The following is a 15,514-nucleotide window of genomic DNA, read 5'->3' as shown; positions in this document are numbered from 1 at the left end:
TGATGGAGGTTGAGGAAACCTGAGCTATCCCGATAATTCGAGATGACTCCTGTTTCCAACAAATTTAATAATTGTGTGCCGGATTCTGTCTGGCAGTCCGGCCTCCTTTTTTAAGTAGCAGTAGTAGATGTGCAATATAAAAACAGCAGACAAGTTTAAAGTCTCTTTTTTGGTAAGCTCTCCTGTGCTGTCCTGATGCACTATTTTTTGCAGAGAAAAAAAATGAGCCTATACCGAAATAGTGCACTAAGTTTTGAGTTTTTATTATTTTTGTATAAAATGCAACATTGTTGCATTAAAATAAAGACGAGGCGAAATTTTTATTTAGACTTGCCTAAATAAAAATTTCTACTTACCTTAGTGTTGTGTTACCTTAAAATCACTCAATCCTATGTTGGCTCGTTATACATTTCTGTTCATCCTGCTCTTTCCGGGACTTGCCCTATGCCAAACGGCGCGTTTGCAAGGTAAAATCTTGCATGGAAACAACCCACTTCCATACGCCCATGTACAAGTGAAGGGCACTGCCTGGGGTGCCATCAGCGCTGAAGATGGCTCCTTTGTAATCGAAAATATGGCCAAAGGCCAATACGAGCTCCAGGTTTCCGCTCTGGGGTATCAGGCCTTTTCTCGCTCGATTGAGGTACAAGAAGCCTCCCTTGACCTCGGTAGCATCGAATTGCGAGAAGATGTATTGGGCTTGCAGGAAGTAGTGGTGACCGGAGCCATGAAAGAAACCTTCATCAAAGATTCCCCAGTTAAAATAGACGTGATCACCCATCAGTTTTTGCTGCGCAATAGTGCCCCTACCAACCTCACCGAAAGCATCAAGATGATCAATGGAGTGCAAGAAACGGTGGCTTGTGGGGTCTGTTTTACCAATAGTTTCAGCATCAATGGTTTGCCGGGGGCCTATACGGCGGTGTTGATTGATGGTACACCTTTATATGGCAATTTATCGGCGGTTTATGGTTTGAATGGCATCCCTTCCACCTTTTTTGAACGTATCGAAGTGATCAAAGGGCCGAATTCTACCCTTTATGGTTCCGAAGCGGTAGCTGGAGTCATCAATGTGATCACCAAAGATCCGGCGCGCCAGCCTAAACTAGGCCTGAGCACCATGTTGACCACCCATGGTGAATCCTACGGAACGTTGAGTTTCGCACCTAAAGTAGGCAAATGGAACACCTACTGGGGACTGGATTGGGGGCACAGCAATACTTTTTCTGATGCCAATAAGGATGGTTTTAGCGACCGCATCCACCTGGACCGCTACACCCTGTTCAGCAAATGGTCGATGGACCGGCCAGAAAATCGGCGCTTCAATATTTTTGGCAAATGGTATTACGAGGATCGCCGCAACGGGGTAGAAGCTTTTTTGAAAAACCGGGCTTATCGGGAGATTCGGGGTAGTGACCAACATTATGGTGAAAGCATTTACACCCAACGAGCTGAAGTGTTTGGTACTTACGATTTGGCCACCGCTACCCGCATGTGGATCGATTTTGCTTTCAACAACCACCAGCAAAACAGTTATTACGGTGCCGATTTGTACGAGGCAGAGCAACAAATCGGTTTTACCAACCTGATCTGGAATCCGAAATTGAACAAACACGACCTGCTGCTGGGGCTGACCAATCGCCTGCAACGCTACGACGACAATACCGTTGCTACGCCCAACGGTGCAGACCTGCAATACATTCCAGGCGTATTTGTACAGGATGAGTGGACCATCCAGCCCAAAATGACCCTCTTGTTGGGCTCTCGACTGGATTTGTACAAAGGCAATGGCCCCATTTTTTCCCCTCGCCTCAATTTGAAATACAAAACTGGCGACTGGACCACCTGGCGTTTGAATGCAGGAACTGGCTTTCGGCTGGTCAATTTATTCACCGAAGATCACGCTTTTGTCACCGGGCAGCGGGAAGTAGTGATCACTGAAGATTTGGAGCCCGAGCGCTCCTACAATTTTTCCATCAACTACAACCATATTTTTACCCTTGGCGAAAGCCAGGGCTCATTGGACGTCGACGCCTTTTTTACCCATTTTCTCAACAAAATTATCCCCAGCTACGATACTCCCGGCAAAATCATTTACGCCAATACCGATGGCTATGCCCAAACCAGGGGCATCAATATTTCTTTGCAGCATCAGTTTCGGTTTCCGCTGAATTACACTTTGGGGGCCAGTTTTTTGCGCAGTACCCAGTATGATGCAGTCGAAAATGGCAATTTTGAAACCCGAGCTATTCCCTTTGCTCCTGGCTGGACAGGTTTGACGGTGGTCAATTACCGCTTCAAAAAGGCGGCCATCACCCTGGCCTACACTGCCAACTGGACCGGCAGGATGGCCCTGCCAGAAGTTTTTGATCTGGACCCCAACGGGCAACCATTTCCGACACCCCGACCCACTCGCTCACCAGTTTTTTCGATACACAACCTTCAGCTGATCAAAAGCCTGTCGAAAGGTAAACTGGAGGTATTCACCGGGGTACAAAACCTGTTTGATTACCGCCAGGCTTATTCCCCATTGGTCGGGTTCAATGATCCCCAAACCCAGCCTGGCTTTAGCAATTACTTTGATACGGCCTATGCATTTAGCCCCATTCATGGAAGAGAATTTTATTTGGGTGTCCGTTGGTCACGTTGATTCCAAAAAATCTGCTAATTTTCCAGTCTGAAAGTGTATTATCAGACTGGAACACTATGAAGCAACTATTATACGTCTTTTCCTGCCTTATGCTGGTACCTGCGCTTTCCGCGCAGGTTAACTTTGATGTGCTCATTAAAAACGGCCAGCTGGTGGATGGAACTGGCCAGCCGCGAATTAAAATCGATATTGGTGTGCGTGATGGTAAAATTGCGGCCATCGGAGGTTTGGGGGCCGCTACTGCTACGCAGGTTATTGATGCTACGGGTAAAATTGTTTGCCCCGGTTTTATCGATGTACATACCCATATCGAAGGCAGCATTCAAAGCAATCCCAGCGCCGCCAATTTCCTTTTTGATGGCGTGACCTCCCTGGTTACGGGAAATTGTGGCAATTCAGCCCAGGATCTAAATGCGTTTTTTCAGGAACTCGAAAAACTCGGCATCGCCGCCAATGTGGGCGCACTGGCGGGGCACAATACCATCCGCAGCGAAGTGATGGGCTCCGTCAACCGGGCACCCAGCTCCAAGGAGTTGACCCAAATGCAGGAACTGATGACCAAGGCCATGAAAGATGGGGCTTTGGGCTTGTCTACGGGTTTGATCTATATTCCGGGTACTTTTGCCAAAACCGACGAAATTGTTGCTTTGGCAAAAATCGCAGCACAATATAAAGGAGTTTATGCTTCTCATATTCGCCACGAGGATCACCGGGTGTTCGATGCGGTTGAAGAGGCTGTAACGATTGGCCGGGAAGCCAAAATTCCGGTTGAAATCTCCCACCTCAAAGTAGCTGGCAAAGCCTCCTGGGGGAAAAGTGAGGCCCTGATCAACAAGTTGTACGAATACCGCAGCGCGGGAATTGATGTCATGGTGGATCAATATCCCTACACTGCCAGTAGCACCACTTTAAGCACCCAAATTCCGGAATGGGCCCTGGGCGGCGGCAATGATTCGCTCAATATCCGCTTGGCCAACCCAAAGGTCAAAGCGACAATTGTAAGCGAAATGAAAAAAATGTTGGCAGAAAGTGGAGCTGAAAACTACAGCTTCGCCGTGATCGCCAATTGCCCCTGGGATACCACCCTGAATGGAAAATCCATCACACAGGTTACCCAAAAGCAGAAAGGTGAAACCTTCAGCCTGGACGACGAAATAGAAACCGTGCTCAAACTCTGTTCTCGCGGCCCTCGGGTCCAAATGGTTTTCCATAAAATGGGGGAGGAGGATGTCAAAAAAATCATGCAATTCCCTTATTGTATGATCGCCTCTGATGCGGGGGTTGCCAGTTTTGGCCGCAGCATGTTGCACCCTCGGGCTTACGGCACCAACGCGCGGGTCCTGGGCGCCTACGTGCGGGAGCAAAAACTCATGGCCCTGGAAGAAGCCATCCGCAAAATGACCGTACTGCCCGCTACCCGCTTCAATCTGAGCGATCGTGGCCAATTGCGCCCCGGCAAAGCCGCTGATATTCTAATCTTTGATCCCAATAAAATCAGTGCTCCGGCTACCTATGATCAACCCCATGCCTATTCTACGGGTATGGAATACGTTTTTGTCAATGGAATTGCCGTTATAGCTTCAGGTCAATTGACCGGGAAAAAGCCAGGGGTTATTTTAAAAGGGAATCAGGGAACCGCAAGGCCATAGTGCCATTTTAGACACCGAGTCTGGAACTCCCCAATCCCCTAATCTTGTTCGCCCCCAAAACCTATTCATGTTATGCATAAACTCCTACTCCTCCTCAGCTTTTGTTGCTTTGCCTGGATTGAACTTTCCGGGCAAAACCTGGTTATGGCCGCTCAATTCACCAAAGAAGGCGACATAGCTTTTACCGAAAAAAAATACAATAAGGCCATCAAACTGTACAAGCAAGCACTGGCCATCAGTGACAGTCTACACGCTGCCCGGCGTGGAATGGGAGCTGCATTTGAGCAGTTGGGCAACTACCAACAAGCACTCAACGCCTACCTCAAGGTGGTGGAACTCAGCCCCAAGTTTTCACGAGCCGTTTATTACGAGATCGGACAATTGTATTATAAAATGGGGCAAAAAATGAGGGCAGTGACCTATTTTCAGCAGTTTCAACGCCTGCAATTGCTCGAAGACCTTTCTTTTACGGCCAATGGCTTACATGAACAAACCCTTGAGGCTGGCTACCTCGAAAAATTGCCGAACAACATTCGAGCTTGTACCGTTTCCCAGGATACGAACGTGTTGCTCAAAGATGTGAGTGTGTACAACCTGGGCTCCAACATCAATGATAAACACGACCAGTATTTTCCCTGTCTGACCAACGACCAATCTCTTTTGTTTTACACCCGGATGAGTGCTACAGGGCGTGATGAAGATTTGTACTACAGTATCCACGAAGTGAATGGCTGGCGCAGGGGCGAGAATGTAGGCAGCACCTTCAATACTAAATTGGACGAGGGCATGAGTACCCTGGTACGCGATGGGCGCCGGATGTTTTTTACCGCCTGTAAACGGGAGGATGTGATTGGGGTATGTGACATTTGGGAAGCCCAAATTGAGGGTTACGAAATCAAGGAGGTGAAGCCAATTCAGGGGCATCCCAATTCTGAAAAATGGGAATCTCAAGCCGCGATCAGCTGTGATGGCCGCACCCTTTATTTTTCGAGTATCCGCGAAGGAGGACTTGGCGGCGCCGACATTTGGTACAGCAAAAAAATGTTGGATGGTTCCTGGAGCCCACCCAAGAATATGGGCCCCAACATCAACACCGCCCAGGATGAAGAGTCTCCTTTTATTTCCAACGATGGGCGAACCTTGTTTTTTACTTCCACAGGTCACCTCAGCCTTGGCGATCAGGATATTTTTATGAGTTTTTTGAATGAAAAAGGAGTTTGGGAGTTGCCTACCAACCTGGGGCCGGAGATCAATTCTCCTTTTACCGAGCGTTGTTTTTACTTATCTGCAGATGGCCGTACAGGCTATTTTGCCTCCAACCGACCAGAAGGTTTTGGGGGGATGGACATTTATCAGGTACAATTCAAAGAGCCATTGTACAGTGAACCCATGACTTTTGTGGAGGGATTTGTGAAAGATTCCGTATCTGAAAAACCAATTCAAACCATTGTCAAAATCACTGATCGCGAATCCATTCAAACCGACCAGGATGGGAGGTTTTTCATTTGCTTGCCCTCCATATCCCTTTTGAAAACCGAAGCAAATGTGAACGGATACCTGCCCTATAGCCGCAATTTTAATATCCCCGTCTGGGACAACAAACGCTTTTATTCACTTGAACTTCGCCTGCAACCAGTGTATGTAAAACCAGCAGAAGTTCCAAAAATCAAAAATACCAACATTGGGAATCCCGACACTACCGTGACCAGCATGAAGGTGCGCAAACCCCAGCGGTACAACAAAAGTTTTTTGTTCAAATTTGATAGTGATGAAATGGAGATAAGTGAACAGGATAAACTGGATGCCTTTATTGCAACCATTGCAGGCAAGGAAGTACAACGCATCGAAATAGACGGGTATGCAGATGATGTTGGCAATAATGGTTACAACCTTGAATTGTCTGAAAGAAGGGCCAAAAAAATCGCACTTTATTTAGTGGACAAAGGTTACCCCGTCACGCGGATAGCGCTCAAAGGGTATGGTGAAAGTACGGACGAAGCCATTAAAAAACTGAACCGCAAAGTGGAGTTGAAAATCATTACTTTGGAATAAAAAAAAATGACGATTTGAGGTAGAATAAAGCAATATCAATTTATTGAAAACGTTTTGTTATAGCAATGTACATACGCCACTTTTGTGCCTGCCTGCATCTTTACACTGTAAAAAACCTCGTACCTATATGAAACGTTTATTTCTCCTTGCCGTTTTGCTGGTATACACCCTCAGCAACCAGGCTCAGACTGCACTAACCGATCGCTTACCGCTAGATCCTGCAGTACAAACCGGAAAGCTCAAAAACGGGCTGACTTACTACATCCGCAAAAACGCCAAACCTGAAAAAAAAGTAGAACTGCGACTCGCCATCAATGCGGGTTCCTTACAGGAAGATGATACCCAACTCGGGTTAGCCCACTTTTGTGAACACATGGCTTTCAATGGAACCAAAAATTTCCCTAAAAACGAATTGGTTGGTTTTTTGGAAAAAATGGGCATTCGTTTTGGTGCTGACTTAAATGCCTACACCTCATTCGACGAAACGGTCTACATGCTACCAGTACCGCTGGAAGACCCCAGTAACCTGGAAAAAGGTTTGCAAGTCCTCGAAGACTGGGCGCACAACTGTACGTATGACCCCGCTGAAATTGACAAAGAACGTGGCGTTGTCCTGGAGGAATCCCGCCTGGGCAAAGGGGCTTGGGATCGTATGTTTGCGCAATACCGCAACCAACTTTTTGCAGGCTCCAAATACGCCAGTCGCCTACCCATTGGTAAGGATGAAATCATCAAAAACGCCAAACCTGAAACCATCAAACGTTTTTATACCACCTGGTACCGGCCGAATTTGATGGCAGTGATTGTGGTAGGGGATGTTGATCCGGATGCCACTTTGGCCCTGATCAAAAAACATTTTGAGGCCATTCCCAATCCTGCTACCATTGTACCTCGGGTTGCCACTCCATTGCCTGCTCGGAGCAAAACCGAAGTCCGGGTGGTCAGCGATAAAGAGGCAACCAATTACAGCCTGCAAATTTATTACGACAACATCAAAAGTGCAGATGCCAACACTCTGGGGGCTTACCAGCAATACATTTTGGGGCGTTTGTTGACCAGCATGATGAGTGCCCGTTTTCGGGAGGTCTCACAAGTTGCCAATCCTCCCTTCCTTGGAGCAGGTGCTTTTGATGGGGGAATGGCCCGTGGCTACAAAAGCTTTACCCTTTCCTGTGGCATTGGCAAGGTGGGCATCGATACGGCATTGACTGCAGCCTTGGGCGTTTTGGAACAAGCCCGGAAATATGGCTTTTTACCCTCCGAATTTGAACGCGCCAAAAAGAGCATGCTCAATTCCATGGAAAGTATGGCCAAGGAGAAGAACAAGACCGAATCTGAAGATTATGTTCAGGAATACCTCAGTCACTTCCTGGATAAGGAACCTGCCCCAGGCATTGAATTGGAATTGAAATACCACCAGGACTTTTTGCAAAAAGCTACGGTGCAGGACGTCAATAAATTATTCAGCGGTTTTAAAATGGATGGCCACAAGTTCATTTTGCTAACCGGGCCGGAAAAAGGCAATCATACCCTGCCTACTGAAGCTCAATTGTTGGCCATGTATACCAAAGCCAGCAAACAAGTGGTCAAACCCTATGAGGAAAAAGCCCTGGCCAGTAGCTTAATGGCCGCCCCTCCCAGTGGTGGCAGAATTGTCAATGAAAGTTCCAACCCTGCCTTAGGCATCACTGAGTTAACCCTAAGCAATGGCGTAAAAGTCACCTTAAAAACCACCGATTTTAAAAACGACGAAATCATGTTCCGCTCAGCTCGTTTTGGTGGAATCAACAATTACCCGGTTGAAGATTTGCGCAACGCTTCTCTGATCGGCGGGATTGTTGGGGAGATGGGGTTAGCGAATTTTTCGCCTACCGATTTACGCAAAATCAACGCTGGAAAAATTGCCAATGCCCGCCCTTCGATTGGTAACCTGAGCGCTGGTTTTATTGGAAGTAGCAGCGTCAAAGATTTTGAAACCGCACTACAAATGGTTTATCTGTACGCCACTGCTCCCCGGCGGGATGAAGCCCTTTTTGCTGGGTATAAAGCCAAACAAAAATCACAGTGGGCCATGATGAGTTCCAATCCTCAATTTGCCTTTTATGACACGGTCAGTAACTGGATGTCAAACAATAGCCCCTGGCAATTTAGCCTCCCTAAACCCAGCGATTATGAAAAGGTCAACCTCGATAGAGCAATGACCATTTACAAGGAATGTATTGGAGACGCTACGGGACAACATTTCATTTTTGTAGGCAGCCTGGATGAGGCCAAAATGAAACCTTTGATTGCTCAATACCTCGGAGCCTTACCCGTTAGTGGCAAAGAGCGCAACTGGAAAGACAATGGCCTGCGCAACATTGCTGGGGTACAGGAACTCAAGGTATATCGTGGCGCTGATGCCAAAAGTGAGGTGCTGATTGCATGGCATGGCGAGGTAGCCTACACGCCCGATCTGGATTTTCAGGCGGACGCACTGGCGGAAATCCTCAATATTCGGGTGATCGAAAAAATGCGGGAAGAAATGAGCGGCATTTATGGTGGTAATGTGAGTTGTTCGGTCAACAAGCGGCCTTATGAAAACTTTAGTGCCTCCTTGACCTTTCCCTGCGGCCCGGAAAACGTGGACAAACTCATTGCTGCGGCTCTGGCGGAAATTGAACAAATCAAAACCAATGGCCCCAAAGAAGAAGACCTGGCCAAAATCAAAACGCAATGGACCGAACAACACCGGGAACAAGTCAAAACCAATGGATATTGGATGAATGAATTGAACAACATCCAGATCTTCAAGGCCGACCCTCAACTCATGCTCAACTACGATAAACACCTGGCTGCACTGACCGCCCAAGACATCCAAAATGTAGCCAAAATTATTTTTGGTGGGTCGAATCGGGCTACGGCGGTGTTGTATCCGGCGAAGTAGTGAAAAGTGAAGAGTGAAAAGTGAAAAGCAGGTACCATAGGATTTACAACTGTTGGCCATTATTTCCTGCCCAAAAATTTGGAGAGATAGAAATGCTCCTATATTTTTTCACTTTTCACTTTTCACTTTTTCTGCCAAGCCCCCAATATCGCCCCCATCACCGCGAACAAAACCAGTGAATAACTACCATCAACCAAAGAAAGACTGGATGGCGCCATAGCAAAAAGATTGGCCACAAATACACCTACAGCCATGATCAATCCCACTGCTCCCCCGGTCATCAAACCTGTGCTTAGAGTATTGGCACCGCTGCGTTTCAGGAGCCAATTCATAACCAAAGCATAAAACACCATAGCGATCATATTGACGATCATCGGCACACTTGAGCCGGGTTGTTCTACGCCGTTTTTGAACAATTTCGCCTGGCTTTCATCCATCGTAATCCCGTTGCCGGCCATCCACTGTTGCTGAAATAGCAATCCATACCAAAGAAATCCAATCAGGACCCCTCCTACAGCAGCAACGATTACTGCCAGCCAATTTGTTTTAGTTGTTTCCATAATGCAGAGTCATTTAGGTGAAAAATTTGTTTTAATGTTTAAAAATAATCATTTTGTTTTTAGTAAAAAAATAACAAAACAATTTTATTTTTATCTTTATTTTACTTTCAGAGTTGAAAAAAACTACATCGGATCATGAAGCGAATTTGTGTCATTGGCGCAGGCTGTTCGGGCATTACCACCCTGAAAAATTTGCTGCAAGCGGGATTGACTGAAATTGTGTGTTACGAGCAAAATGACCAGATTGGGGGCAATTGGGTGTATTCAGCGGAAGAGTCGCATTCCAGTGTATGTGAAACCACCCACATCATCAGCTCCAAGACAATGTCGCAGTTTGTCGATTTTCCCATGCCTGCTGAGTACCCAGATTATCCTTCCCACGATCAATTGTTGAAATACTTTCTGGCTTATGCGGAGCATTTTGGCTTGTATCCCTACATCCGCTTTAACACCAAAGTGCAAAAAGCGGAAAAAATAGCTGGCGAAAAATGGTTGATTACCCTTGGCGACGGCCAACAAGAAACTTTTGATTATTTGTTGGTTGCCAATGGGCACCACAATGTGCCCCGACATCCTGAACATTGGCCAGCGCAGTTTGCAGGGCGATACCTGCATTCCCACAGTTACAAAATGGCCGAGCCATTCAAAGATCAAAGGGTTTTGGTCGTGGGAGCGGGCAATTCCGGTTGTGATTGTGCGGTGGAAATCAGTAGGGTAGCCAGTTTTGTGGCCATTAGTACCCGCGGCCCACAATACATCGTACCCAAGTTTTTTATGGGCAAACCCACCGATACCTTTAACGGCCAGATGCTGTGGGTGCCCAAGCCAATTGCAGCATTTTTGCGCCAACTAAGCCTACGCATTCAGGTGGGTAAATATTCGGATTATGGTCTGCCTGATCCGGATTTTCCGGTACTCAAGGCGCACCCTACTGTAAATTCGGAGTTGTTGTACAAAATTCGCCACGGTAAAGTCCATCCCCGTAAGGGCCTGGTTAAGGTGGAAGGTCGCAAGGTGTTTTTTACCGATGGGGTAGAGGAGGAGTACGATACCATCATTGCGGCAACGGGGTACAAAATCAGCACGCCTTTTTTTGCCCCCGATTTTATCAATTATGAGGAAGCAGATCGGGTTCCGCTTTACCTGCGCATGTTCCATCCCGAACACCCCAGTCTGATTTTTATTGGCCTTTTTCAACCGCAAGGCGCCGTTTGGCCGTACAGTGATTTACAGGCTAAGTTGGCTGCCAACTATATTGCTGGGCGCTGGGTCTTGCCCAAAAATCTGGCGGAGTTGGCAGAAAAGGATGCGGAGCACGTCAGTCGAGAATTTCTCAAGGCAAAACGCCATAGCATTGAAGTTCACGCGCATGAATTTGAGCGGGACTTGAAAAGACAAATTCCGAGGGATGCACCGGTCTGGGCGTTAGAAACGAGCAATTCCGTTTATTAATATTTTTTCAGTAGCAATTCAGCACATTCACCCATTAGTCCATTTCATCATGCTGCAAGCCAACGTTTTTTCCCAACAAGTTGCCCTGGTTACTGGCGGCGGTAGTGGCATCGGATATGCCATTGCCAGCCAATTGTTGAAGTCAGGAGCCCAGGTCTTTATCTCCGGGCGCAAGGAAGAAAAACTCCAAAAAGCGCAGGAGAGTCTGAGCCAATTGGGCACCTGCCACTATAGAGTGTGCGACATCCGCGATAGCGCTCAAATCCAGGAACTTGTGGAATTTATCCGGGAAAAAGCCAGTCGCCTGGACATTCTGGTCAACAACGCCGGAGGGCAATTCCCTTCCCTGGCCGAAGATATGGCTGAAAAAGGCTGGAACGCCGTCATCAACAACAACCTCAATGGCACCTGGTACATGACCCAGGCGATGGCCAAAGCTTTTTTTATTCCTCAAAAACAAGGGTCTATCCTCAACATCATCGTCAATATTTACCGGGGCGTTCCTGGCATGGCCCACACTGGTGCTGCCCGCGCTGGAGTGGACAACCTGACCAAAACCCTGGCCGTGGAGTGGAGCAAATACAACATCCGGGTGAATGCAGTGGCGCCGGGGATCATCCAGTCTTCTGGGCTTGAAAACTATCCCCCGGAAATGTTGAACGGCCTGGCGGAAACTATCCCGATGCAACGCCTCGGCACTACCGATGAAGTGGCCTGGTTGAGTGTGTTTTTGGTTTCTCCTTTTGCCTCCTACATCACGGGCGAGACGATGTATGTGGATGGTGGCCAACGTTTGCATGGCCAACAATTTCAGATTTGAGTAAAAAAGGTGAATATTTAGAACCCCACCTCCGGTGGAGTGTTTTTTTGAAATTTAGCCACAAATGACACAAATTTTCACAAATAGGGCACAAACTAGCGTTTGTGCTCCCGACACGAACGAAGTTCGTGCCCTATTTGTGAAAATTTGTGTCATTTGTGGCTGAAAAATGTTGTCGCGCTTCGCCGAAGGCGAGGTGCTAAATTATTGCTAACTTAGCTCGTATACTTTGTGAAAACATCAGTCCATGGCGCTGCAAGACAAACAAGAATTCACAGGCCTAAATGAAGCCGACCTAAAGAGCATCCTGACCTATTTTTATGAATGGGAACAAAAAAAAGGAGACGCCGTTTATTTGCGTCAACCAGAAGGCAGTGTCTGGAAAACCTACTCCTGGCGTGAAGTTGGGCAAATGGCGCGCCGCCTGGTTCGGGTGCTTCAAGGCATGGGCCTGGAGTCAGGTGATAAAGTAGCCATCGTATCCAAAAACTGCTACCACTGGATCGTTGCCGATCTGGCACTGATGATGGGGGGCTTTGTTTCTGTGCCTTTTTACCCCAATCTGACCGCCAAAGAGCTCAATCAGGTCTTGGTAGCAAGTGAAGCAAAGCTTATGTTCGTAGGCAAACTGGACGATTGGCCTAGCATGCGTTCGGGAGTAATGGAAGGAGTGGAGTTGATTCGTTTCCCTCACTACCCAGGCAATTCATTGGTTGAGGAAGGCCAGGATTGGGATCAATTACTGGCCAATGTCACACCTATCGAAGGCAACCCACTTCCTGAACTTCACGACTTGTGGACGGTCATCTTTACCTCGGGCACCACCGGCGTACCCAAGGGCGTAATGCTGAATTATTACCACGCCGCAGCCTTGATTCACAACGAAAAAGTCAACGGCAACCTGATCGATTTTTCTACTGAAGACCATCGATTTTTCTCCTTCCTGCCTCTCAATCACATTGCCGAACGCATCATCATTGAATGTGCCAGTATGGCCACTGGGGGGACGGTCTCTTTCAGTGAATCGATTAACACTTTTGCCCAAAATCTACAAAGCACGCAACCTACGCTATTCCTGGCTGTTCCCCGCATTTGGTCCAAGTTTCAATTGGCCATTTTGGAACGTTTGCCGGAAAAACGTCTGAATTTGTTGCTCTCAATTCCGGTACTGGGGGCATTTTTGAAGAAAAAAATCATTCAAGGATTGGGTTTGAGCAAAGCCAGGGTATTACTGACCGGAGCGGCACCTACGCCCGATTCCTTAAAGGCTTTTTTCAATAAACTGGGCCTCGCTGTCCAGGAAGTTTACGCCATGACGGAAAATACTGGCGGCTGCACCTTGATGCCCCGCACCGACATTCGTCCCGGCACGGTGGGCAAACCGATGGCCAATGTTGAAATTCGCATCGATCCCCAAACCCAGGAAGTGATCATGCGGGCGCCCTGGGTGATGGCCGGGTATTACAATGACCCCGAACGCACGGCACAAGTTATTCAGGATGGCTGGCTTCATACGGGCGATCAAGGGGAAATCACCCCAGATGGTTACCTGAAATTGATCGGCCGGGTGTCCGATACCTTTAAGTCGGCCAAAGGGAAATTCATCGTCCCCGCGCCGATTGAATGGGGTTTTGCCAAAAACAGCTACATCGAACAATTGTGTGTGGTGGGTTTTTCCATCCCCCAACCTTTAGCGCTGGCGGTGCTTTCTGAAATTGGTCAAAAAACGCCGCTGGAAATGGTCCAGGCTTCTTTGATTCAAACCCTGGAAGAGGTCAATGCCGGATTGGCGCATTACGAACGGGTGAAGGCGGTAGTCATCACCCGGGAGCCCTGGGCGGTAGAGAATGGAGTGTTGACACCTACTTTGAAAATTCGGCGGGAGGCGCTGAATCGGAAGTATGCGGAGCAGTATGAGCATTGGTTTGAAAAGGGGGAGCGGGTGATATGGGAGTAGTTTTTCTTCTAAGGTATTTCTTAAGCACCTAAGTCACAACTTCAGTAAATTTGCCACCAATTGCATCACCAGATTTCCTCAAACATGCCATTAATTGACACCATTCGCCAGCACGTCGAAACAGATTACGAGCATATTTTCCAACTCTTTTGCCACTATAACGAAAATCCCGAACTCGGGATGGACACCTTCAATACTTCCCAACGCCAGGCCGAAGAGCTGCGCGCTGCCGGTTGTGATGTGGTCCAGATGGTGCGCGAAACGGGAGTTGTAGGGGTGATGAAAAATGGTGAAGGCCCGACCTACTTATTTCGCGCCGATTGTGACGCCTTGCCCCAACCCGACTTACGCGGCGAAGCCTGGGCTTCCAAAATTCCCAATATCGGACATCAGTGCGGGCACTCTTTACATTCCGCAAATTTGGTTGGGGTGGCCAGAGCAATGGCTAAATTGAAATCAGAATGGGCGGGTACGATGGTTTTTGTGACCCAACCCGGTGAAGAATTTGACAATGGAGCCGATAAACTCATCAAAGCGGGTTTGTTCGATCATTTTCCATTGCCGAAAGCAGCTTTGGCCTACCATGTTTCACCAACTTTGCCTGCGGGTACCATCGGAGTAGTGCGTGGACCAGCGATGGCTTTGATCGAAATGCCAAAAATCATCGTCAAGGGGATCAGCGGCCACGGGGGCTATCCCCAAACGACCAAAGATGCGGTGGTACTGGCTGCGAGTATTGTGGTGCGTTTGCAAACCATAGTCAGCCGGGTGATGTCGCCTTTTGAACCCACTGTAGTGTCGGTTTGTAGCATCCATGGGGGCTCGTCGCACAATATTTTACCCGATCAGGTGGAATTGAAACTCACGGTACGTTGTTTCAGTGTGCCCGTTTATGAGAAAATTATGGCCGAAATCAAACAGATTTGTGAGGGTGAAGCCATCGCCTCGGGTTTGCCGAAGGAGCTGTTCCCCGAAGTCATTGAGCGCGGCTTTTTTACCAAACCCGTGATCAATGATGTAGCGTTGATGGATGAACTGCAATCCAGTTTTGAACAAACCCTTGGAGAAGATAAGGTGCGCCAGGAACAGTGCTACACCTTCGGGGAGGATTTTTCAAGTTATGGGCTGGATGGCAAAATCCCGCTGGGCTTTGTTTGGTTGGGCTCGGTCAACCCGAATAAATTTGACGAAAACCTCCAGCCCAAACCCACAGAAAGCTACCCGCCGCTGCATAGTTCAGTGTTTAATCCGTATCCGCCGGGGACGATTCGTACCGGGATTACGGCAATGACTGCAGCGCTGATTGAGTTGTTCAAAAATGGGTAGGGGGTGTTGAAAAATATTCGCTTGGTTCAAGTTTACCCCAAATTCAAAAGTGTCAGCCTTGATTGGATTTTGCGATAGCAACGAGTAATAAGAAGAGATATTGATATTTTTCGCAGCTTCGC

At 47.8% G+C, this 15,514-nt stretch carries 9 protein-coding genes; 8 read left to right on the top strand and 1 reads right to left on the bottom strand.

The features are described from left to right. Window positions 1–391 precede the first annotated feature (391 nt). The 4 genes from SFV55_RS02450 to SFV55_RS02435 all read left to right on the top strand — a co-directional run bounded on the left by SFV55_RS02450 (window position 392) and on the right by SFV55_RS02435 (window position 9,277). A complete protein-coding gene (locus tag SFV55_RS02450; RefSeq protein ID WP_320027864.1) occupies window positions 392–2,650 on the top strand; it encodes a TonB-dependent receptor in 2,259 nt (752 codons plus the stop codon). A 56-nt stretch (window positions 2,651–2,706) separates the two neighbouring features. Then, a complete protein-coding gene (locus SFV55_RS02445; RefSeq protein WP_320027863.1) occupies window positions 2,707–4,299 on the top strand; it encodes a D-aminoacylase in 1,593 nt (530 codons plus the stop codon). A 72-nt stretch (window positions 4,300–4,371) separates the two neighbouring features. Continuing rightward, entirely contained in the window at window positions 4,372–6,351 is a 1,980-nt protein-coding gene (locus tag SFV55_RS02440) for an OmpA family protein (protein WP_320027862.1), read from the top strand. Between the two features lie 127 nt (window positions 6,352–6,478). Beyond that, on the top strand, window positions 6,479–9,277 hold the full coding sequence (locus tag SFV55_RS02435; protein ID WP_320027861.1) for an insulinase family protein: 2,799 nt from the start codon (window positions 6,479–6,481) through the stop codon (window positions 9,275–9,277). A 122-nt stretch (window positions 9,278–9,399) separates the two neighbouring features. On the opposite strand, the gene SFV55_RS02430 is transcribed toward SFV55_RS02435, so the two are convergent. Continuing rightward, complete coding sequence (locus tag SFV55_RS02430) at window positions 9,400–9,837, bottom strand: DUF1761 domain-containing protein (protein WP_320027860.1); 438 nt, start codon at window positions 9,835–9,837, stop codon at window positions 9,400–9,402. A gap of 135 nt (window positions 9,838–9,972) precedes the next feature. Here SFV55_RS02430 and SFV55_RS02425 point away from each other — a divergent pair, with 135 nt between their 5' ends. The 4 genes from SFV55_RS02425 to SFV55_RS02410 all read left to right on the top strand — a co-directional run bounded on the left by SFV55_RS02425 (window position 9,973) and on the right by SFV55_RS02410 (window position 15,392). Beyond that, a complete protein-coding gene (locus SFV55_RS02425; RefSeq protein ID WP_320027859.1) occupies window positions 9,973–11,289 on the top strand; it encodes a flavin-containing monooxygenase in 1,317 nt (438 codons plus the stop codon). 49 nt (window positions 11,290–11,338) lie between these two features. After that, the gene (locus SFV55_RS02420) at window positions 11,339–12,109 is read left to right on the top strand and encodes an SDR family oxidoreductase (RefSeq protein ID WP_320027858.1); all 771 of its coding nucleotides are present in this window, start codon (window positions 11,339–11,341) and stop codon (window positions 12,107–12,109) included. A 247-nt stretch (window positions 12,110–12,356) separates the two neighbouring features. Further along, window positions 12,357–14,066, top strand: a complete 1,710-nt coding sequence (locus tag SFV55_RS02415) for an AMP-binding protein (RefSeq protein WP_320027857.1) — start codon at window positions 12,357–12,359, stop codon at window positions 14,064–14,066. Window positions 14,067–14,150: 84 nt separating this feature from the next. Beyond that, window positions 14,151–15,392, top strand: coding sequence for an amidohydrolase (locus SFV55_RS02410; RefSeq protein ID WP_320027856.1), 1,242 nt, complete (start codon window positions 14,151–14,153; stop codon window positions 15,390–15,392). Window positions 15,393–15,514: the final 122 nt, after the last annotated feature.

The sequence above is a fragment of the Haliscomenobacter sp. genome (genome assembly GCF_033763495.1).
Taxonomy (GTDB): Bacteria; Bacteroidota; Bacteroidia; order Chitinophagales; family Saprospiraceae; genus Haliscomenobacter.
This window is presented reverse-complemented; position numbering and strand designations above follow the sequence as displayed.